This window comes from Nocardioides immobilis (genome assembly GCF_003515065.1).
GTDB lineage: Bacteria > Actinomycetota > Actinomycetes > Propionibacteriales > Nocardioidaceae > Nocardioides > Nocardioides immobilis.
Genome location: NZ_QXGH01000024.1, coordinates 120784 through 141131, shown reverse-complemented (window position 1 = coordinate 141131; position 20348 = coordinate 120784). Strand labels below are relative to the sequence as shown.

Here is a 20348-nt window from a genome sequence, read left to right as displayed (position 1 = left end):
TCCCACGACCAAGACCCGGAGAACCGGCGGCACCAGCGCCGGCGATCGCGCACGCCCGAAACGGATCCCGATCAGCGCCACGGCACCGAACCGCTCAGCGAGCCGCCCCGTGAAACGTCGAGGCTAGCTGTGCACCTGGGTCGCGGTCACGGTGATGTCGTTGAGCACAGCCGTGATGTCCGTCGCCGGGTCGTTGTAGGTGTTGTCCGCGACGCCCGGGTCGGTGAACTCGACGGTGACCGTGACGCCGAGGGCCGCGCCGTCGTCGGCCTCGGTGAACTCGGTGTCAGCGACACCGCCGACGGTGATGTCGGTGGCGTCGATGGCGAGCCCCGCGGCCAGGGTTCCGGTCGCGGCAGGGGCGCTGGCCGCGACCGTCGCCCGCAGGTGGTTGCCCTGGGCGTCGATCGTGAACAGGCATTCCTTGGTCAGGACGTCGCCCGGGACGAGCGGGGCACCGTTGGCCCAGGTCTCTGGGGCCTGCTCGCCGGAGTCCAGCACCCAGGCGCCGCAACCAGTGTTGGTCGTGTCGGTGACCAGGTCGAGATGACCGGCGTCGATCGTTCCGCCCGGGATGGTCTCGTCGTCGGTCCAGAACGCGAGCGTGCCGGCGCCGCCGACCATCAGTGCAGCCGCGGCCGCCGCCGCCAGGGCGCCCTTCGTTGTCTTCTTCATGATTCCCCCTCCGCTCTTGCGGGCCCTGCCGGACCCCTGAATCTCTCGACAATGCAGGCAGATGGTCCCGGCCGGGGGGCGTTCGTCCCAGGACTGATCGGTCGATCTCCGGCTCCTAGTCAGAAGGGACCAATGCGTAGAGTCCGTCCGGACCGGACGGAGGATCGGATGCACCCAGCGGGACCGAACGGGCGCCGAAGGTGGGCGCTGCCGATCGCGATCGTGACGGTCGGGCTGCTCGCCGCGTGCGGCGACGAGGCGGATCAGGCCGAGCAGCGCCGTACCCTCGCGGACTCGTCGACGACGGTCGAGCCGTCATCCTCCGCCGAGCCGACCGACCAGATCCCGGGCGAGGAGCCGGCCCGGGCCTACGCAGACTGGGTCGCGGCGCTCGCCCGGCAGGACGCCGCCGCGGCGTGCGCGCTCCAGGCGCCGGAGTTCACGATCGAGCTGCGCTACGAGGCGATCCTGGTCGACCGCGCCTCGCTCGGTGACCCGTGCACGGGCTTCGAGGCCCTGCTCTGGGAGGACCCGCAGTTCCGCAGCGAGCTGGTTGACGTCGCGGTCACCCAGGTCACCGAGGAGGACGCCCTGCTCGAGGTCCACCTCGGCCCGGGCGAGGAGACGCACCAGACCGTCCGGATGGTCTACCACCGAGCGCACTGGCGGGTGTTCTCGACCGAGGACCGCACCGGCGACGGGAGCGACGACGACGGCGTATCCGGTCCCGCGCGCTGGGTCGCCGCCTGGTGCACCCTCTCGGCCGACCAGACCCGTGACGAGATCGTGGCGCTGATGGGCGAGCCGTCGGGCGAGTACACCGTCGCCGACGGCGGTGAGCCGCAGCTGTGGTGGGCGCAGGACCAGTACGACTTCCGGGTCTATCTCGACGTCGACGGCTCGGTGCTCGAGCTCGTCGGCGACTACGACGCGCTCGGCGCCGACGACCGGGCGCTCCTCCCCTGTCCTGAGCTTCGCAGCTCAGGGTGAGCGCCCGGCCGTCGCTGGGGCTCAGACGAGCTCCGGCACCCGCAGGTTCGCGATCACGAGCTCGAACTCGGACGCGTCGATGACGTCCACGCCGGCTTCGCGGACGCCGGCATCGCGGATCGCCCACGCCTCCTCGCGTGAGGCGTCGAGCGCCTCGAAGGTGTTGAAGGACGCCGTCGAGCAGGCCCGGCTGCGGGAGCGGTCGACCATCAGGCTCGCGCTGCAGAAGCCCGGCAGCATCTCGATCCGGGGCAGCAGGGCGGTCCGGTAGATGTCGATGCCCTGGTCGACGTCGGCGTGGTCCGTGCGGAACCAGGTGACGCGACAGCCCGCGCCCTCCTCGGTCTTGTGGGTGCGGTGCATCGCCATGATCTCCCATTCCTGCACCGATGCCGGTGCCTGGAGCATTCCGCCGAGGCGTCCGCGTACGGCGGTCAGCCGGTCGCTGCTGGCGCGCATCGCGTCGGCGCTCTCCCACGAGGTGGTGACGATGCACTCGCCTGTCTCACGGTCGACCATCATCGACAGCCCGACACAGCCGGCGATCTCGCCGAGCATCGGCATCACTTCGTCGCGGACGAACGCGACACCGTCGTCGATGCCGGCGGGGTCGCCGCTGAAGGTGGAGGAGCGAGCGAACACGGGGATCTCCGTCCGAACGGGGCAGCGCCCCGACGGCACCGCCGGTCACCCCAGCGTCCACCCGACCCGTCAGTAATGCAACGGGCCCTCCGGACCTGCTCTACCAGCCGCGCTCGGCGAGGCGGTGGGGCTGGGGGATGTCCTCGACGTTGATGCCGACCATGGCCTCGCCGAGGCCGCGGGAGACCTTGGCGACGACGTCGGGGTCGTCGTGGAAGGTGGTGGCCTTCACGATCGCCTCGGCCCGCTGGGCGGGGTTGCCGGACTTGAAGATCCCCGACCCGACGAACACGCCCTCGGCGCCGAGCTGCATCATCATCGCCGCGTCCGCGGGGGTGGCGATGCCACCGGCGGTGAACAGCACCACCGGGAGCTTCCCGGCCCGGGCGACCTCGACCACCAGGTCGTAGGGCGCCTGGAGCTCCTTGGCCGCGACGTAGAGCTCGTCGTCCTCGAGTGCCCCGAGCCGGCGGATCTCGCCGCGGATGGTGCGCATGTGGGTGACCGCGTTGGACACGTCCCCGGTGCCGGCCTCGCCCTTGGACCGGATCATCGCCGCGCCCTCGGTGATCCGGCGCAGCGCCTCACCCAGGTTGGTCGCACCGCACACGAACGGCACGGTGAAGGCCCACTTGTCGATGTGGTTGGTGTAGTCGGCCGGGGTCAGGACCTCGGACTCGTCGATGTAGTCGACCCCGAGGGACTGCAGCACCTGGGCCTCGGCGAAGTGACCGATCCGGGCCTTGGCCATCACCGGGATCGAGACCGTCTCGATGATCGAGTCGATCATGTCCGGGTCGCTCATCCGCGACACGCCACCCTGGGCGCGGATGTCGGCCGGGACCCGCTCCAACGCCATCACCGCGACCGCGCCGGCGTCCTCGGCGATCTTGGCCTGCTCGGGGGTGACCACATCCATGATCACCCCGCCCTTGAGCATCTCGGCCATGCCGCGCTTGACCTTGGTGGTGCCCAACTCGTGCTGCTCGCTCATGCCACCGATTCTAGGCCGCGGGCGGCTTCTCCCCCGCATCGAGGGTGCCGTCCAAGACAGCGGCCTGGCGGTAGACCTTGAGCACCCGGAAAACGACCGTGTAGGCGCTCGCCGCGGCGAGCGCCCAGAGCGTGACGAACATCAGGATCGGGAGGTCGAACAGGTCGCCGAGACCCGTCATCACCAGGATCGAGACCAGCCGGTCCGCCCGCTCCGCCAGGCCGCCCTTGGCGTCCATCTGGAGCGACTCCGCACGTGCCCGGGCGTACGACGTGACCGAGCCCATCACCAGGCACCACAGGGTCACGCACAGGTAGAGGTAGCTGTCCCCGGGGCCGGCGAAGTAGAGGGCGAGTCCGCCGAAGATCGCGCCGTCGCCGATCCGGTCCAGGGTCGAGTCCCAGAAGGCGCCGAAGCGCGACTTCCGCTCGAGCACCCGTGCCATCTTCCCGTCGATCAGGTCGCTGAAGACGAAGGCCGTGATGAAGAGGACGCCGTAGAGGAGCTCGCCGCGCGGGAAGAACGCCAGCGCGCCGACGCAGACACCGAGGGTGCCGACGAGCGTCACCGCGTCGGGGCTGATGCCGAGCTTGATGAAGAGCTTGACGAACGGCATGAGCACGACGCCCTGCCAGAAGTCCTTGAACCTGTCGAGCACGACGCAGACGTTAGGGCATGCCGCCGTGGCTCCACGCGCCGGCAAGCAGATCGCGGGTGTCGCTGAGCAGCTGCGGGAGCATCTTGGTGCCGGCGAGCACGGTCATGAAGTTGGCGTCGCCGGACCAGCGCGGGACGACGTGCTGGTGGAGGTGCCCGGAGAGCGACCCGCCGGCCGCTCCCCCCAGGTTGATGCCGACGTTGAACGCGTGCGGCTGCGAGACCCGACGGATGGTGTCCAGCGCCTGCTTGGTCAGCAGGGCGAGCTCGGCCGTCTCGGCGTCGTCGAGGTCGGTGTAGTCGGCGACGTGCCGGTAGGGCAGCACCATCAGATGACCGGGGTTGTACGGGTACAGGTTGAGCACGGCGTACGACGTCTCACCTCGTACGACGACCAGCTCGTCGTCGACCGACGCCTCCGGGTCCGGCGTGATCCGGCAGAACGGGCACGCGGGCAGGTCGGGATCACGGGCCGGCTCGTCGGACGTGACGTAGGCCAGCCGGTGGGGCGTCCAGAGACGCTCCAGTCCGTCGGGATCGGTCACTGGTTGGACTGCTCCATCACCTGCAGCAGCTCGACGAGCGGCACGTCGGGGACGACGATCCCGCGCATCTCCGCCGTCCCCTTGATCTGGACCCAGATGGAGTCGGCGAGCATCTTGGCGAAGTCGCCGGCCCCCGGTGCGACCTCGAGCCGCGACCGCCACCGCTTCACGCCCGAGAAGACCGCACCGATCAGGGCGAACACCCACGGGTCGAGGCTGGCCCGGTCGTTGGCGCTCAGCTCGACACCGAAGTAGTCGACAACCGTGTTCATCAGGGCCTCGATCTGCTCGGCGATCTGCTCGATCGCCTCGGAGAGCGGGTGCGGGCCGGGGCCCGGGAGCTCGAGCTCGATGAACCAGAACAGCGTCGGGTGCTCGGTCGCCCAGCCCACGACGCCGTTGACGATGTTGCGGATGATCTCGACCGGGCGTGCGTCGTACGACAGCGTCACGAGCAGCCGCTCGCCGAGGTCCTTGCAGATCTTCTGCTGGACGGCGAGGTCGAGGTCGACGCGGTCGTGGAAGTGGCGGTAGAGGACGGTGCGGGCCAGCCCTGCCTCCTCGGCGATCAGCTGGACCTGGATGTCCTCGCCGGGCTCGGACCGCTCGAGAACCCGGATCGCGGCGTCGATGATGACCCGCCGCCGCGCCTGGTTGTGCGCCAACCACCGGAGCCTGCGACCGTCGCCGCCGTACTCGAGGTCGCCCTGCTCTTCCGCCATCCGTGATCCGCTTCTCTCGTGCCCGCCCGGTCGGTCCTGTCAGGAAGGGTAACGCGCCGTCACAGTCAGTACTGGTGGAACCACTTGCCGAGGTCGAGCGCGATGTCGGGGCAGGTGATGTTGTGGTCGCGGTTGCCCTCGACCCACTGGCCCATCACGGGCGCGCCGCCCTGGATCGACCAGTCCTGCCCACACCGGTTCAGCGCCTCCTCCCGCGAGGTCTCCCCCGCCGCCCGCCACTCGGCGACGCCGAGGCGGTAGCTCCCGACCACCGTCTCCCAGAGGTACGGCGTCGAGTAGATCCCGATCCCGTAGCCGGCGTCGGTGTAGGCGCGGGCCGCGCCCTCGACGACCGCCGCGTTGGCGGCCGGGTCGCCGCTCCACTCGAAGAACGGCACCGGCTCCACGTCGATCCAGACCACCGGGGTCTGCAGGCCGGCGTCGACCATCGTGTCGAGGTTGAACCGGGCCTGCTGGTACCCGACGTTCCGCAGCTGGCCCTTCTTCGTGTCGCCACTGTAGGGGCCGTCCCAGGAGTACTTCTCGAGCGTGGCGGCGTCGGGATAGCTGGCCACGGCGTACGCCGACGCCATCAGCTCACGGTCCTCGACCCAGGCGACCTGGTCGGCAAGGCACGGGTTCGGGGTGAAGCCCGGGCCGTTGGTGAGCCCGAGTACGACGAACTCCGCCTCGTCGACCGGCATCGGCAGTCCCTTGGACTGCTTCTCCGGGATGCCCATCCCCTTCGGGCACTGCGGCCAGCTCACGTCGGCGCCCTGCACCGGCTCGAGCCGGGGCTCGATGGTGCCGCGGTTCTCGTTGGCCAGGTCCTCGGCCATGTTGGCCAGGCTGCTCGCGTCGGCGCCGGGGTCGCCGGGGTCACCGTCGCGGGGATCGCCCTTCTTCTTCTTGCGGTCCTTCTGGGTCTGCTCCGTCGTCGGCTCGGCGTCGGGTGCTTCGTCCGTCGGCTCGGCGCACGCGGCCACGCCGCCCATGACGACGACGAGCGCGAGGGCCGAAGCCGCGCGACGCACCCCGGCCCCCCTCATCTAGACCTGCTCGCGAGAGGCGATCGCCGCAGCGACCCGCTCGATGGCCTCCGCGACCGGCACGCCGTTGTCCTGGCGGCCGTCGCGGTAGCGGAAGCTGACCGCGCCCAACTCATAGTCGTCGGCGCCGGCGATCAGCATGAACGGCACCTTCTGCAGCTGCGCGTTGCGGATCTTCTTCTGCATCCGGTCGTCGGAGTCGTCGACCTCGACCCGGATGCCGCGTGCCTGCATCTGCCGTGCCACGTCGTACAGGTAGTCGGTGAACGTGTCGGCGACCGGGATCGCCTCCACCTGCACCGGGGCGAGCCACGGAGGGAAGGCGCCGGCGTAGTGCTCGACGAGGACGCCGACAAAGCGCTCGATCGAGCCGAACTTGGCCGAGTGGATCATCACCGGCTGCTGCTTGGAGCCGTCGGGGGCGACGTACTCGAGTGCGAACCGGTCCGCCGACGGCTGGTTGAAGTCGTACTGGATCGTCGACATCTGCCAGGTCCGACCGATGGCGTCGCGGGCCTGGACCGAGATCTTCGGTCCGTAGTAGGCAGCGCCGCCCGGGTCCGGCACCAGCTCCAGGCCGGATGCGGTGGCGACGTCGGCGAGCACCTGGGTGGCGACCGCCCAGTCCTCGTCGGAGCCGATGAACTTGTCCAGCTTCGTCTCGTCCCGGGTGGACAGCTCCAGGTAGAAGTCGTCGAGTCCGAAGTCGCGGAACAGGCCGAGGCAGAAGTCGAGCAGGTGCTTGATCTCCGCCGGCGCCTGCTCAGGGGTGACGTAGGAGTGGGAGTCGTCCTGGGCGAAGCCGCGCACGCGGGTGAGGCCATGGACCACGCCCGACTTCTCGTGCCGGTACACGTGCCCGAACTCGAACAGCCGCAGCGGCAGCTCGCGGTAGGACCGCTGCCGCGACCGGTAGATCAAGTTGTGCATCGGGCAGTTCATCGCCTTGAGGCGGTAGTCCATCCCGTCGACGTCGAGGGCGGGGAACATGGCCTCGCCGTAGTACGGCAGGTGCCCGGAGGTGTAGAACAGCCCTTCCTTGGCGATGTGGGGCGTGCCGACGTACTCGAAGCCCTCCTCGATGTGGCGCTGGCGGACGTAGTCCTCCATCACCCGCTTGATCACGCCGCCCTTGGGGTGGAACACGGGCAGGCCGGAGCCGATCTCGTCGGGGAAGCTGAACAGGTCGAGCTCGCGGCCGAGCTTGCGGTGGTCGCGCCTCTCGGCCTCCTCGAGCCGGTGGAGGTAGGCCTCCATCGCCTCCTTGGTCTCCCAGGCGGTGCCGTAGACCCGCTGGAGCTGCTTGTTCTTCTCGTCGCCGCGCCAGTACGCCGCCGCGGAGCGCATCAGCTTGAACGCCGGGATCCGCTTCGTGGTGGGCAGGTGCGGGCCGCGGCAGAGGTCCTTCCAGGCGACCTCGCCGTTGCGGTCGATGTTGTCGTAGATGGTCAGCTCGCCACCGCCGACCTCGGCACTCGCGCCCTCGACCCCGTGGCCCTGCTGGTCGAGCTTGTCGAGGCCGCCCTTGAGCCCGATCAGCTCGAGCTTGTAGGGCTCGTCGGCGAGCTCGACCCGCGCGTCGTCGTCGTTGGTCACCCGGCGGGAGAACCGCTGGTTGTCCTTGACGATCTTGCGCATCCGGGTCTCGATCTTCGCCAGGTCGTCGGGGTGGAAAGGCACCTCGACGTCGAAGTCGTAGTAGAAGCCGTCCTTGATCGGCGGGCCGATGCCGAGCTTGGCGTCCGGGTAGAGGTCCTGGACGGCCTGCGCCAGCACGTGGGCGCAGGAGTGGCGGAGGATGTCGTGGCCGTCGCTGCTGTCGATCGCGACGCCCTCGACCTCGTCACCGTCGGCGAGCTCGTAGGAGAGGTCCTTGAGCGCGCCGCCGACCCGGGCGGCGATCACGTCCGGGGTGTCCTTGAAGAGCTCCCAGGCCCGGGTGCCCGCGCCGACGTTCAGCGTGGTCGTCCCGTCGGCCTCGCGCACGTCGGCGGGGACCAGGACGACCTTGATGTCGGACACAGTGACCTCTTCAGATGCTGACGGAGCGACCGGCCGCTGGTGCGGGGTCGTGCACCGATCGTATCGACCACTACCCGTGGGACGCGCGGGAGTAAGCGTTGGTTCACCCGTCGGCAGGCCAGCACTCCGCGACGTACCCCATCCGCTGCCGCCGCAGGTGCGCCCAGCGGTCCACCGCGGCGAGCACCGCGCAGTTGTCCGGCAGGAACAGCTCGCCGCTGACGACGATCACGAAGTGGCCCGGTTCGCCGCTCCACTCCCCCGCCCGCTCGTCGACGTACGGCAACAGCGGCCCGATCTCGTCGGTCAGGCAGTCGGCTGCCTTGGCGTCCTCCTCGTTGACCGTGCCGTCGTCCTGCAGCACCGGCCCGCAGACCACGGGTGCGTCCGGAGGGATCGCCGGAGCGAGCGCGCGCACGCTGGTCCGCCAGTAGTCGGTGGTGTAGCCGAGACCGACCGCGTCCGGCACCGGCGCCGCCCAGGCGTAGTTGTAGGGGAACAGGCGGGCCTGGTCGAGGGTCGGTACGGCGATCGCGAGGACTGCCAGGACCCCGACCGTCCGGGGCGCCAGCCGCCCGAGGCTCGGTTGCGCGACCAGCCAGGCCAGCCCGATCGCGGCGACCACGCTCATCGCCGGCGCGACGAAGAGGAACTGGCGCAGTCCGGTGTAGACGTTCGAGTCCATCACGATCGCGAGCGCGGGCAGCACCAGCGCCTGGGTCGCCAGCAGGGCGCCGACGTCGCCGAGCTCGGTGCGGGCCCGGATCTCCCGCGCGACGACCCGCACTCCCGGGATCGACGCGGCGAGCAGCAGCCACGGCACCTCGGTGAAGGTCATCGCGGGGATCCACCACCAGTGGCCGTCGGTCTCGTTGAAGTCCGCCGACTCCGTCGCCGATCCCCACAGCAGCGCTGCCGGGTCTGCGAAGGCGTGGGGGTAGATCGCCCACAACGCGGCGTACGCCGCGGCCAGCGCGCCGGCGAGCAGGAGGATCCGCCGTCGCCGGCCGCCGAACCAGAGCAGCAGTACGGCGATGCCGGCGCTCGCCGCGAGCCCCGCCCACATGCCCGGGCGGGTGCCGACCATGAGCGCGGCGCCGAGGAGGAGGACGACCGCGCCGGCGTACGCCGTACGGTCCCGATCGCGGAGCACGAGGACCAGGCCGAGCGTGACGAGGGCGTAGCCGGTCGCGACCGGGACGTCCTTGATGTTCCACATCGCGTGGCCCGTCCACATCGGGGTGGCGACCATCACGCCGGCGGCGACCGCGCCCCACCGCCACGATCCCAGCGCCAGACGGGCGGTGGCCGCGGTGGCGAGCACGCCGATGACCGAGATCAGGCCGACGGCGAGGTGGCGTACGGCGTACGCCTCGGCGGTGGTGCCGACAGTGCCGGCCGTGTCGGTCCCCCAGAGCATCGCCCAGCCGTGGACGACGAGCGCGGTGACCGGCGCGTACACGTGGGTGGCGTTGTAGTCGGGATCGGGCTCGCCGCCGGTGAGGTCCTGCGGGAGGAGGTACCACCCGTCGGCGAGATAGCTCTCGAGCCGCTGGACGTGGAAGGTCTCGTCCCAGGAGATGCCGGTGATCCAGCCGCCGACCAGGGTCATGCCGATGCCGCCGACGACGGCGACGAGTGCGGTGACGAGCAGGGGCTTCGGTGGTTCGGGTCTCACAGGCGTTCGCGCCGGTTGACGTTGCGGGCGTGGACGACGAGCTCGGCGAGCAGGCCGAAGAGCACCAGCTGGAGGCCCACGGTCACGAGCATCACGGCGGTGATGAGCAGTGGGCGGCCGCCGATCGCGTCACCGGTGACCTTCAGGACGCCGAGGTAGGCGAGCGCGAGGCTGCCGAGCAGCATGCTGACGAGGCCGAGACCGCCGAACAGGTGGGACGGCCGGTCCTCGTAGGCCAGCAGGAAGCGCACCGTCACGAGATCGGCGAAGCCGCGCCAGAAGCGGGCCACGCCGTACTTCGAGCGTCCGGCGATCCGCGGGTGGTGCTCGACGGGGACCTCCGCCACGCGGTGCCCGGAGTGGTGGGCGATCACGGTGAGGTAGCGGTGCATCTCGCCGTACAGCATCGGAGAGACGTCCTCGGCGACCTCCGCGCGCATCAGCTTGAAGCCGGAGTTGAAGTCGCGCCCGGGCGCGCCGCTGATCAGGCCGGTGGTGGCGTTGTAGAGCTTGGAGGTCGTGCGCTTCACGAACCGGTCACGGCGTACCAGCCGGGCGCCGGTGACCAGGTCCGCGCCGTCCTCGAGCCGCGCCACCAGCCGCGGCAGCTCCCCCGGGTCGTCCTGGCCGTCGGCGTCCATCATCGCGATCTCGGTCGCGCCCTCGGCGAGGGCGATGGCGAACCCGCGCTGGAGCGCGGCGGCCTTGCCGCGGTTGTGCCGCAGGCTCTCCAGCCGTACGCCGTCCGCGCCCGCGATCGCCTCGCCCATCACCGCGACGGTCGCGTCCGTCGAGCCGTCGTCGACGACGAGCACCTGGCCCTTCGGATCGATCGCCCGGACCTGCTCGAGGATCCACGGGACGACGACCGGAAGGCTGTCGGCCTCGTTGTACGCCGGCACCACCACCCACAGCATGCGGGCACGATGGCGGGGCGATCCCGGCGGCCGTGGAACTGCCTTGGAACTGCCAGGGAACGTCGCCCTAACAGCAGGATCCGACCTCAGAGACGGTCGAGCTGGATCCTCCCGATCCGGCCGGGGGCGTGTGAGCACGCCGCGCCCCAGGTCGGGACGACGTCCCTCGCGCAGCCGACCCAGCCGTTCTCGAACCCACGGGCACCGCCCTTGACCTTGACTCCGAACTCCTCACCGAAGACCGGGATCCTGAAGAACCCGTTGGCGTCGGTGGTGTCGTTGCCGACCGAGACCCCGAGCGCATCGATCTCGCGCACGCTCACCGCGATTCCGCGGAGCCGGTTGCCGGTGGCGGCGTTGACGACCACCCCGCTGATGAACGACGGCGCAGCCAGCACCCGACCGAGGGAGGTGCCGGGTTCGACGGGGTCTGCCTGGCTGATGTCGAACACGACATAGCTCGGACCCGTCGTGTGGTCCTTCACGTAGCCGCCCTGGATCCTGCTGTTGCGGACGACCTCGACCCAGTGGGGGATGTCGAGGCTCGGGGACAGGGTGAAGTTGCCCGTGGCGTCGGTGGTCACCGTGTCGACCAGCGCGCCCGGCGCGCCACCGGCGTCCTGGTAGAGCCGCACCGTCGTGCCCGGCACCGGGTCGCCGCCGTACTGGACGACCTGGCCGGTGATCACCGCACCTGCCGTGGCCGACGGCGGTGCGACGACGTTGAAGAGCGCCGCGAGGACGGCGAGGACGAACAGCGAGACGACGCGGCGCATGGCGGACCACCTGGTTCGAGACGGACGGGTACGAGCCGTCCCGAGTGGTGCTCGCACTGCGACGCTACCCGCGGGCGCCGGAGGGTGAACGCGAACCTCCGCAAATCGGCCGATCGACGAAGATGCCGCCATGGACGTCATCACCGTCGACTCCGACGTGTTCCTGTGCCGCGGCCGGGACGTCAACTGGGTGCTGCTGCGTGAGGGCACCGACCTGACGCTGGTCGACACCGGCTACCCGGGGTACGCGGAGCAGGTCGAGGAGTCCGTACGCCGCATCGGCGGACGGCCCGAGGACGTGCGCGGGATCCTCGTGACCCACGGGCACGTCGACCACATCGGCGGGCTGGCCCACTTCCACGACGCGTTCGGGACGCCGGTGTTCGCGCACCCGGCCGAGGTCCCGCACGTACGGCGCGACCACCTCGAGCAGGCCACGCCCATCCAGGTCGCCCGCAACAGCCACCGGCGCGGCGTACTGCCGTGGTCGCTGCGGATCATGCGTGCCGGCGCCCTGCAGGACGTGGCGTTCGCCGACGTCCAGCCGGTCCCGGCCGACGAGCCGCTCGACCTGCCCGGCCGGCCGGTGCCGGTGCCGACTCCCGGGCACACCACCGGGCACACGGCGTACCTGGTGCCGTCGGCCGGAGCGGTGGCCACCGGCGACGGGCTGTGCACGGGGCATGCCACGTCGCCGACGGCCGGTCCACAGCTGCTGCCGAAGATGTTCCAGCACGGTGACGACGTGGCGGGCCTGTCGCCGCTCGATGGCCTCGATGCGGACACGGTGTTGCCGGGCCACGGGGCAGTGCATCGCGGGCCGATCGGCGAGGCCGTTCGCGCCGCGCGAGAGGCGGCAACACGTCGGAAATGGTGACGATCTGCCGGGCACGGTGCCGGCCGGCTCAGCCGGCGGTCGGCCCGCTTGCCCGCATCACATCGGCTCCTGCGGAGGTGCTGCGGATCTCGTCGTTCCCGCCGTACCAGTCCAGACAAAGGACGGTGGCGTCGTCGCTGAGGGCGTGACCCGTGGCGTCGAGCACGCTGTCTGCCAGGGCGTTCGCTGCCTCGCGCGGGTGCAGCGAGGCCGATGCCCGGATCGCCTGTGGCAGGTCGACGTTCTCGGCGTTGCGTTCCAGCATCCCGTCAGTCACCAGGACGAGGCGGTCACCTGGCCGCAGCTCCAGACCGACCCGTGCGTACACCGTGTGGTCGAAGATCCCGAAAGGAAGGTTGGAGGGAAGCGCAACGACGCCCACTTCCCCGTCGCGGGCAAGGTAGGGCCTCACATGACCCGCGTTCACCAGCTGCAGAACGCCGGTATTCAGGTCGATCCGACCGAGGAGGCCGGTGACGAAGTCATCGAGCCCGTTGCCGGTGGCGTGCTCGCGGACGGCGGCGTTGGCGTTGGAGGCCTGTTGGATCAACGACGCTCCCCTCCGTCGCGATCCTCGCAGCGCGCTCACGCACAAGGTGGCCGTCAGCGCCGCAGACACACCATGCCCCATCGCGTCGCTGATCGACAGGTACAACGTGTCGCGCTCGAGGCTGTAGTCGAAGGTGTCGCCGGCGATGTCCGCAGCAGGCTCCAGCCAGCCCGAGAGGGTGAATGATCCGCCTTCGCAGGTGCGCGGGCCGGGCAGGAGTCGCTGCTGGATCTCCGCCGACAGGCTCAGCGGGCGCGTCCGGTGACCCCACTCGAAAAGATCTGTGTGCCGACCGTTCACGATCACTACGTACCCGAGGAGGTGCGCCAGGGCCCCGATCTCCGCGGTGTCGTCCTCGTCCGGCTCTTTGGGGAGCACGAGCTCGAGCACGCCTATCACCTCACCCCGTTCGGTGACCGGCGCAAGAACGGTCCAGGTCCGGCGTCCATCGCGGTCCTCCGGAGGTCCGACCTCGAGCTGCTGGCTGCGTACGACCCGCTCCGTCGGTCCACCGTCGAACGGCAGCGTCGTTGCCACCTCCTCACCCTTGGCCCTGTCTGCGGACTCAGGCGTGGACTCACCGAATTCCGGTTCGACCGAACCCAACGGCACGTGAACCAGCCGCACCAGAGCCCGCCCCGACATGTCGGCAACCAGGAACGAGACTGAGTAGGCCCGTAGCCGCTTGCCGACCTCTCGCGTCAAGGCACGCACCGCGTCCACGGGCGCGGCAGACTCCGCCGCATCCAGCAGGTGGATGAGTGAATCTAGGCCCGCCACGGTCCGATGATAGGGGCAGCCACGTCCGGAGCACGCTTTGCTACAGGGAGATCTGGGTGGGCGATACTGGGTTCGAACCAGTGACCTCTTCGGTGTGAACGAAGCGCGCTACCACTGCGCCAATCGCCCGGATCGTGATGCGACGGACGACTTTAACGCATCCCGATCCGCGAACCAGAATCAGGGCCCTCAGCCCAGGTGGTGCACGTCCTGGAGGCCGTAGACCGGGGTGTCGAGGCCGGCCTGGCGGGCCTTCAGCTGGAGGGCCAGGTAGAGCGAGTAGTGCCGCGACTGGTGCAGGTTGCCGCCGTGGAACCAGAGGTTCGGCTGCTGGGTCGGCTTCCACATGTTGCGCTGCTCGCCCTCCCACGGGCCGGGGTCCTTGGTGGTGTCGGAGCCGAGGCCCCAGCACTTGCCGACCTTGTCCGCGACCTCCTGGCTGATCAGGTCGGCGGCCCAGCCGTTCATCGAGCCGTAGCCGGTGGCGTAGACGACCAGGTCTGCCTCGAGCACGGTGCCGTCCGCGAGCACGACGGCGTTCTCGGTGAGGTGGTCGACCTGGCCGTGGGCGAGCTTCACCTCGCCGTCGGCGACCAGCTCGGCGGCGCCGACGTCGATGTAGTAGCCGGAGCCTCGGCGGAGGTACTTCATGAAGAGACCCGAGCCGTCGTCGCCCCAGTCGAGGTCGAACCCGGCGTTGGTGAGCCGGTCGTAGAACTCGGCGTCGCGCTCCTTCATCTGCTCGTAGAGCGGGATCTGGAAGGAGTGCAGGATCCGGTACGGCACCGACGCGAAGATCAGGTCCGCCTTCTCGGTCGTGACGCCCGACGCGAGCGCCCGCTCGGAGTAGAGGTCACCGAGCCCGATGTCCATCAGGGTGTCGCTCTTGACGATGTGGGTCGAGGAGCGCTGGACCATCGTCACGTCGGCGCCGTGCTCCCACAGCGCCCCGCAGATGTCGAAGGCCGAGTTGTTGCTCCCGATCACCACGACCTTCTTGCCGGCGTACGCGTCGGGTCCGGGGTGCTGCGACGAGTGCTGCTGCTCCCCCTGGAACACGTCCTGGCCGGGGAAGCTCGGGATGTTCGGCTTGCCGGACATCCCGGTGGCGAGCACGAGCTGGGTGGGCCGCAGCGTCATCGGCTGGCCGTCGCGCTCGAGCTCGACGGTCCACGTCGAGGTGGCGTCGTCGTACGACGCGCTCTTGACGACGGTGTTGGACCAGTACGGGACCTCCATCACCTTGACGTAGGACTCCAGCCAGTCCCCGATCTTGTCCTTGGGTGCGAAGACCGGCCAGTTCTCGGGGAACTTGATGTAGGGCAGGTGGTCGTACCAGACCGGGTCGTGGAGGCAGAGCGACTTGTAGCGGTTGCGCCACTGGTCGCCGGGGCGCGGGTGCTTGTCGACGACGAGGGCCGGTACGCCGAGCTGGCGCAGCCGGGCGCCGAGGGCGATGCCCCCCTGGCCGCCGCCGATGACGAGGGCGTAGGGCTGGATGTCGACGCCGAGCGCCGCCTCCTCGGACTGGCGCTTCTCGAGCCAGGTCACCCGTTCCCGGGTGGCGCCGTGCTCGGCGCCCATCGGGCGCCGGTCCCGCTGCGGCTCCTCGTGTCCCTTGAGCTCGTAGAGCGTCGTGAGGAACGTCCACGCCTTCGGCCCGTCCTCGTCGACGATCCGGACCAGCCCCCGGCCCCGTCCGACAGCAGTCTCGAACTCGAACCAGGCGGTGGTCACCCCGTCGGCGGTCTCGGCGGGCTCGGTGAGCCGGAAGCTGCTCGGGTCGGTGCCCTCGAGGGTCGCCGTGAGCAGGTCGGCGACGCCGGCCGGGTTCTCGACGGTGGTGATGTTCCAGGAGAAGGCGATCAGGTCGCGCCAGAAGCTGGTGGCGGCGAACAGGCTCGCCGCACGGTCGATGTCGCGTGCGACGAGCGCGTCTTCGAAGGCGGCGAACCAGGCGGTGGCCGGGTCGGTGGCGGGGGCGGTGGGAGGTGCGGCGGCGGGCCGCTCGTCGAGCTGGGTCATGTCCTCAGGAGACGTCCCGTTGCGCCGAACCAGGAAGGGTTGCACGTTGTTGCGTGTGGCCCCGGTCACAGCGGCGCGCCTATCGTTGCCGTATGGCCGCTTCGCCGGATCTCGCACACCTGGCTCGCAGCCTCGTGCGGATCCACGACGCCGTCCTGTCCGGCACGACGCCGCCGCAGAGCCCGCGGGCGGTGGTCGCGCGCTCGTGGCAACGGACCCTCGGCTTCGGCATCGATCCCGACGGCCGCAACGGACGCGACCCACTCCCCCCGTCCGAGGTCGAGACCCGGCGCCGCGAGTCCCGGCTGTCGCTGGTGATCGACGAGATTCGGGAGCTGCTGCTCACGGCAGCGGACGCGTCGTCGTACCTGGTCGTCGTGACGGACGCCGACGGCATCGTGCTGTGGCGCAGCGGCTCGCCGCGGGTACGGCGCCAGGCCGACGTGCTCGGGTTCGCCGACGGCGCGGTGTGGACGGAGGAGGCGGTCGGCACCAACGCGATCGGTACGGCGCTCGCGGAGTCCGCGCCGGTGCAGCTGTTCTCGGCCGAGCACTTCGAGAACGCGCAGGTGCCCTGGTACTGCTCGGCCTCCCCCATCCACGACCCCATCGACGGCTCGCTGCTGGGCATCGTCGACGTCAGCGGCCCGGCACTGACCCTGCACCCGGCGATCCAGGCTCTGGTGACCGCGTCGGTGCGGCTGGCCGAAGCGCGGCTGTGGCGGCACCACGAGGAACGGCTCGACCAGCTGCGTCGTACGGCGGAGCCCCTCCTCTCCGGCTCGAACGGACCGCTGCTCGTGGTCGACGACCATGGCTGGGTGGCCGCCCACCAGGGCGTCGCGGTGCGCGACCGGGTCGAGGCGCCGCAGGCCGACCGGGCGGTCGCCGTGCCGGGCCTGGGCCTGTGCCTCCCGGAGCGGCTCCGCGGTGGCTGGCTGATCCGGCCCAGCGCCGGCACCGGCACTCTCACCGCACTGCTCGACCTGCGCGGGCCGCAGGCGATGCTCGAGGTCTCCGGCGGTGACACCCCGTGGCGGGTCGCCCTCAGCCCCCGCCACGCCGAGGTGCTGGCCGCCCTCGCGGACGTCGGTCCGGCCGGGGCGTCCGCAGGCTGGCTCAGCCGCCGGCTGTACGGCGACGCCGAGCGCCAGGTCACCGTGCGCGCCGAGATCTCCCGGATGCGCCGGAGCCTCGGCGCCCTGGTCGCGACGAACCCCTACCGCCTCGCCGACGGCGTGACGCTCACGGTCGCCGCCGCTCGTTGAGCGCCCCCGCTGGTCGAGGAGGTCGCGCAGCGACCGTCACGAGACCAAGGCCTCAGCGCCCGAGCAGCTCCGGCTCACGCCGCCGCCACGCCGCCAGCGCCTCGCGGGTGACCGGCCCGACCTCGAGCTCGCGGTCGTCCCAGCGGGTCACGCCCTGCACGTCCCGGGTGGTCGAGACCAGGAAGATCTCGTCGGCGCCGGCCGCCACCTCGATCGGCTCGTCGACCTCGACGCCGCCGAACCACTCGAGAACCAGCCGCCGCGTGACGCCGGCGAGACAGCCGCTGGCGAGCGTCGGCGTCCGCAGCTCGCCGTCAACGACGTAGAAGACGTTGGATCCGGTGCCCTCGCAGAGGTGGCCCTTGAGGTTCGCGAAGACGGCCTCGGTCGCGCCCTTCTCGCGGGCCGCGGCGAGCGCGACGACGTTCTCGGCGTACGACGTGGTCTTCATGCCGGCCAGCGCCGCCCGTTCGTTGCGCGGCCACGGCACGGTGACGACGGTGGTCGTCTCGGGGTTCGCGGTCATCGGCGACGCCGCGACGATCACGGTCGGGTCGCTGCTCCCCCGCCCCGAGCCCATCGGCGCCGGCCCCGCGGTCACGGTGATCCGCAGCCGGCCGAGCGGCATCGGGTCGCCGTCGAGCACCGCGGCCACGCCGCGCCGTACGGTCTCGACGTCGAGACCTTCCAGCCCGAGCCCGGCCGCCGACGTCTGCAGCCGGTCCAGATGCAGGCCGAGCGCGAACGGCTGGCCGTCGACCACCTTGACCGCCTCGAACACCGCATCGCCGACGGTCAGACCGTGATCGGTGACCGGTACGGCGGGGGCGTTGGGGTCCGCGAGCAGCCCCCCGTTGATCCACACACGCATGCGCCAACCCTACGGAGGCCGCGACACGACCGAGACCCGACCCGATTTTGGCCCGTCCCGAGCGATCGGCTACTGTTCTGACGCGCACCAGCCGTACCGGTGAAAACCGGTTCGGGAGGTAGTTGCAGGCGGACGTAGCTCAGTTGGTAGAGCGCAACCTTGCCAAGGTTGAGGTCGCGAGTTCGAGCCTCGTCGTCCGCTCGGAGAGGTCAGACCCAGGCCTCCACTGGTGGGTTGGCCGAGAGGCGAGGCAACGGACTGCAAATCCGTGTACACGGGTTCAAATCCCGTACCCACCTCCATAACTCCAGACCCGGGCGATTGGCGCAGCGGTAGCGCGCTTCCTTGACACGGAAGAGGTCACTGGTTCAAACCCAGTATCGCCCACCAACGGATTCGGCCTCTGACCTGCGGAAACGCAGAGTCGGGGGCCGAATCTCATTTCCCGTGGACGTCATGAGGACAGAAGATGTCGGCCTCCCACTCCCCCATCGAGTGAGAGGAATCCCAACATGACCACCAGCCCGATTGCGTCGGAGGCTCAGAGCAGCCTCGGCGCCATGGCTACGACAACATGCCCCGACTACTGTCAGGCGGACCCCAACGCAATCGACGGGTGCGCGCACTATGCGGGCGGCTGGGTGCTGCGGATGATGCGCGAGACGTTGGGCCTCTCTGTGCGCCAGCTCGCCACTCTGGCCGACGTCAAGCCCGGTTACCTGTCGCAGGTAGAACGCGGGATCAAGGAGCCGTCGGACCGGTGGCTGCGTCAGGTAACCGACGCGATCGGCGTGCGGCTGGCCGAGAAGCGGGCGAACCGATGAGCCCGGCCGACCTCGCCGAGCACAAGCGCGCTCTTGGCGAGCTACTACCTGCCGGCGGCTCGGTCGACGTGCGCGTCCTCGAGGGCGTCGTCGTCGATCCCAACGCGCCGTTCTCGATCAAGGTCGAGCTGGCGTGGTTGGCCGGCCCGATCGTCGTGCGGGCGGCGACCGCGGAGGCAGCAGGCGAGTTGATGCGTCAGGCGATGGCTGAGGCGCGCGGGAACGCCGAGCGGGTGTCGTTCACCTGGCCACCGCGCGGGCCACTCGAGTAGCAACGCCTCAGGTCCTCAACGACCCCGGCGCTCCTGGCCGGGGGTCGCGTGCGCGCTGCTATCTTGGCGCTCATGACCACGCATCCGACTGGAGCGGACTACCGCAACCAGACGGTCCGCATCGCCGATCTGGCGGTGACCAAAGATCTTCTCCATGGCCTCACGTTCGAAAACTGCCAACTCATCGGTCCAGCGGTCATTGCCCCGTTGGGCACTACTCAGATGATCCGGTGCTCGTGGGACGGTGACTTCGATGCATTCGTCTGGCCGATCCCGGCCGAAAGAACCGTGATCGGTGCCATCGGTCTCGCTGATTGCACGCTGATCGACTGCCGCATGACGCGAATCGGACTAGTCGTGCCCGAAGACAACCTCGACCAAGTCAAACGAGGGTTCGGCCTCTAGCCAACGGCCGCAAAGCCCCACTTCGCTGGAACCGGAGAGTTGCTTTCAAACTGAGGATGACCCCACAGCCGGGTCAACGTCAGCCCGTTGGCGGTCTGCAGGATCTGCAGCTCCGCCCGTCCAGCCTCGTCAATCTCGATGGCAATAGACTCGTAACTACAATCCGGGTCGCTGCTGTCGACCAGAGTCACCTGATCGAACAAGTGAACTGAACCATCCGCACGCGCAAGGTTGACGCGGATTCGCCCATCGGGCGTGGCGTTGTTGAGGTCGGCGCGGATTTGAGTCATCGCTACATCACACCTCACTTGGCCGGGTTCGGGCGCGGTTCGCTGAAACTGTCCACGAACGCTTGGCACCATTGTATGTCGGTGGTGTTCGGGAAGACCACATCATGGTGCGTCTCGTGCATGCCGTCAGAGTCATCATGGACCAACTCGAACCCCGCCTCGACGAGTGTGCCGACCGACGAGATCTGGATCTTCCCGTTCAGTATGCCGGCGCCGCGGCACACCCGGAGGATGACTTGTTCGACAGTCTCGTCGCGGCGGGGATCGTCCAAGAACACCGATAGAACAGGCCCGTACCCGTCCTCTATTGCGTCGAGCAACTGGCGCTGCACCATCTCCGCCGTTCGGCTAATACCACCGCGAATGACCACTGCGTTCGAGGTGCCACGGATCACTTGCGCCACCGTACTAGAGCAAACGGCACCAGGCACCGACTGCGGCGGGGCTGAGCACGCGAGCCATCGCGCCGTTGGGGGTGGCGGGCCGCCCCGGGCGAGTGGCACGGGGCGGCCCGCGGGA

At 69.8% G+C, this 20348-nt stretch carries 22 protein-coding genes and 4 tRNA genes; 9 read left to right on the top strand and 17 right to left on the bottom strand.

All coding sequences use genetic code 11. From position 1 onward, the window contains the following. Positions 1-123 precede the first annotated feature (123 nt). On the bottom strand, positions 124-675 hold the full coding sequence (locus tag D0Z08_RS19835) for an alternate-type signal peptide domain-containing protein (RefSeq protein ID WP_118926990.1): 552 nt from the start codon (positions 673-675) through the stop codon (positions 124-126). Between the two features lie 168 nt (positions 676-843). Here D0Z08_RS19835 and D0Z08_RS19830 point away from each other — a divergent pair, with 168 nt between their 5' ends. Next, positions 844-1665 (top strand): hypothetical protein, encoded by an 822-nt coding sequence (locus D0Z08_RS19830; protein ID WP_118926989.1) that lies wholly within the window; start codon positions 844-846, stop codon positions 1663-1665. A gap of 21 nt (positions 1666-1686) precedes the next feature. Here the strand turns inward: D0Z08_RS19830 and D0Z08_RS19825 are convergent, their stop codons facing one another. The 10 genes from D0Z08_RS19825 to D0Z08_RS19780 form a co-directional block, all read right to left on the bottom strand. Beyond that, the gene (locus tag D0Z08_RS19825; protein ID WP_118926988.1) at positions 1687-2307 is read right to left on the bottom strand and encodes a hypothetical protein; all 621 of its coding nucleotides are present in this window, start codon (positions 2305-2307) and stop codon (positions 1687-1689) included. A gap of 100 nt (positions 2308-2407) precedes the next feature. Continuing rightward, entirely contained in the window at positions 2408-3301 is an 894-nt protein-coding gene (gene pdxS, locus D0Z08_RS19820; RefSeq protein ID WP_118926987.1) for a pyridoxal 5'-phosphate synthase lyase subunit PdxS, read from the bottom strand. 10 nt (positions 3302-3311) lie between these two features. Beyond that, positions 3312-3959 carry a phosphatidylinositol phosphate synthase gene (gene pgsA / locus D0Z08_RS19815; protein ID WP_118926986.1) on the bottom strand — a complete coding sequence of 216 codons (648 nt, stop codon included), beginning with the start codon at positions 3957-3959 and terminating at the stop codon, positions 3312-3314. Between the two features lie 10 nt (positions 3960-3969). Further along, the gene (locus tag D0Z08_RS19810; RefSeq protein ID WP_118926985.1) at positions 3970-4503 is read right to left on the bottom strand and encodes an HIT family protein; all 534 of its coding nucleotides are present in this window, start codon (positions 4501-4503) and stop codon (positions 3970-3972) included. Then, on the bottom strand, positions 4500-5225 hold the full coding sequence (locus D0Z08_RS19805) for a TetR/AcrR family transcriptional regulator (RefSeq protein ID WP_118926984.1): 726 nt from the start codon (positions 5223-5225) through the stop codon (positions 4500-4502). Before D0Z08_RS19805 ends, D0Z08_RS19810 begins: the two co-directional genes overlap by 4 nt. A gap of 65 nt (positions 5226-5290) precedes the next feature. Then, a complete protein-coding gene (locus D0Z08_RS19800) occupies positions 5291-6259 on the bottom strand; it encodes a glycoside hydrolase family 25 domain-containing protein (protein ID WP_118926983.1) in 969 nt (322 codons plus the stop codon). A 15-nt stretch (positions 6260-6274) separates the two neighbouring features. Beyond that, positions 6275-8296 (bottom strand): threonine--tRNA ligase, encoded by a 2022-nt coding sequence (thrS, locus tag D0Z08_RS19795; protein ID WP_182481399.1) that lies wholly within the window; start codon positions 8294-8296, stop codon positions 6275-6277. A gap of 103 nt (positions 8297-8399) precedes the next feature. Further along, entirely contained in the window at positions 8400-9974 is a 1575-nt protein-coding gene (locus D0Z08_RS19790) for a hypothetical protein (RefSeq protein WP_118926982.1), read from the bottom strand. Beyond that, a complete protein-coding gene (locus D0Z08_RS19785) occupies positions 9971-10891 on the bottom strand; it encodes a glycosyltransferase family 2 protein (RefSeq protein ID WP_118926981.1) in 921 nt (306 codons plus the stop codon). The genes D0Z08_RS19790 and D0Z08_RS19785 overlap by 4 nt, the downstream gene beginning before the upstream one ends. An 86-nt stretch (positions 10892-10977) precedes the next feature. Continuing rightward, entirely contained in the window at positions 10978-11667 is a 690-nt protein-coding gene (locus tag D0Z08_RS19780; protein WP_118926980.1) for a transthyretin-like family protein, read from the bottom strand. 130 nt (positions 11668-11797) lie between these two features. Here D0Z08_RS19780 and D0Z08_RS19775 point away from each other — a divergent pair, with 130 nt between their 5' ends. Further along, the gene (locus tag D0Z08_RS19775) at positions 11798-12544 is read left to right on the top strand and encodes an MBL fold metallo-hydrolase (RefSeq protein ID WP_118926979.1); all 747 of its coding nucleotides are present in this window, start codon (positions 11798-11800) and stop codon (positions 12542-12544) included. A 28-nt stretch (positions 12545-12572) separates the two neighbouring features. Here the strand turns inward: D0Z08_RS19775 and D0Z08_RS19770 are convergent, their stop codons facing one another. From D0Z08_RS19770 to D0Z08_RS19760, 3 genes are all read right to left on the bottom strand, one after another. After that, positions 12573-13631: a PP2C family protein-serine/threonine phosphatase gene (locus D0Z08_RS19770; protein WP_220454264.1), complete on the bottom strand. Its 1059-nt coding sequence runs from the start codon at positions 13629-13631 to the stop codon at positions 12573-12575. Positions 13632-13931: 300 nt separating this feature from the next. Then, a tRNA-Val gene (locus tag D0Z08_RS19765) sits at positions 13932-14003 on the bottom strand. A gap of 60 nt (positions 14004-14063) precedes the next feature. Then, complete coding sequence (locus D0Z08_RS19760; protein WP_118927001.1) at positions 14064-15899, bottom strand: flavin-containing monooxygenase; 1836 nt, start codon at positions 15897-15899, stop codon at positions 14064-14066. A gap of 92 nt (positions 15900-15991) precedes the next feature. On the opposite strand from D0Z08_RS19760, the gene D0Z08_RS19755 reads away from it, so the two are divergent. Beyond that, positions 15992-17167: a GAF domain-containing protein gene (locus D0Z08_RS19755; protein ID WP_118926977.1), complete on the top strand. Its 1176-nt coding sequence runs from the start codon at positions 15992-15994 to the stop codon at positions 17165-17167. A 52-nt stretch (positions 17168-17219) separates the two neighbouring features. On the opposite strand, the gene D0Z08_RS19750 is transcribed toward D0Z08_RS19755, so the two are convergent. Beyond that, the gene (locus tag D0Z08_RS19750; RefSeq protein WP_118926976.1) at positions 17220-18038 is read right to left on the bottom strand and encodes an aminotransferase class IV; all 819 of its coding nucleotides are present in this window, start codon (positions 18036-18038) and stop codon (positions 17220-17222) included. A gap of 128 nt (positions 18039-18166) precedes the next feature. On the opposite strand from D0Z08_RS19750, the gene D0Z08_RS19745 reads away from it, so the two are divergent. From D0Z08_RS19745 to D0Z08_RS19720, 6 genes are all read left to right on the top strand, one after another. Then, a tRNA-Gly gene (locus D0Z08_RS19745) sits at positions 18167-18239 on the top strand. Positions 18240-18266: 27 nt separating this feature from the next. Next, positions 18267-18340, top strand: a tRNA-Cys gene (locus tag D0Z08_RS19740). A gap of 13 nt (positions 18341-18353) precedes the next feature. Then, positions 18354-18428 (top strand) — tRNA-Val (locus D0Z08_RS19735). 122 nt (positions 18429-18550) lie between these two features. Further along, positions 18551-18862: a helix-turn-helix domain-containing protein gene (locus D0Z08_RS19730; RefSeq protein ID WP_118926975.1), complete on the top strand. Its 312-nt coding sequence runs from the start codon at positions 18551-18553 to the stop codon at positions 18860-18862. Continuing rightward, the gene (locus D0Z08_RS19725) at positions 18859-19134 is read left to right on the top strand and encodes a hypothetical protein (protein ID WP_118926974.1); all 276 of its coding nucleotides are present in this window, start codon (positions 18859-18861) and stop codon (positions 19132-19134) included. Before D0Z08_RS19730 ends, D0Z08_RS19725 begins: the two co-directional genes overlap by 4 nt. Before the next feature lie 72 nt (positions 19135-19206). Then, complete coding sequence (locus D0Z08_RS19720) at positions 19207-19539, top strand: hypothetical protein (RefSeq protein ID WP_147381489.1); 333 nt, start codon at positions 19207-19209, stop codon at positions 19537-19539. On the opposite strand, the gene D0Z08_RS19715 is transcribed toward D0Z08_RS19720, so the two are convergent. Together D0Z08_RS19715 and D0Z08_RS19710 are read right to left on the bottom strand one after the other, a co-directional pair. Next, the gene (locus tag D0Z08_RS19715) at positions 19536-19829 is read right to left on the bottom strand and encodes a hypothetical protein (protein ID WP_118926972.1); all 294 of its coding nucleotides are present in this window, start codon (positions 19827-19829) and stop codon (positions 19536-19538) included. The two genes, D0Z08_RS19720 and D0Z08_RS19715, sit on opposite strands and share 4 nt — an antisense overlap. A gap of 14 nt (positions 19830-19843) precedes the next feature. After that, positions 19844-20224, bottom strand: a complete 381-nt coding sequence (locus tag D0Z08_RS19710) for a hypothetical protein (RefSeq protein WP_147381488.1) — start codon at positions 20222-20224, stop codon at positions 19844-19846. Positions 20225-20348 lie beyond the last annotated feature (124 nt).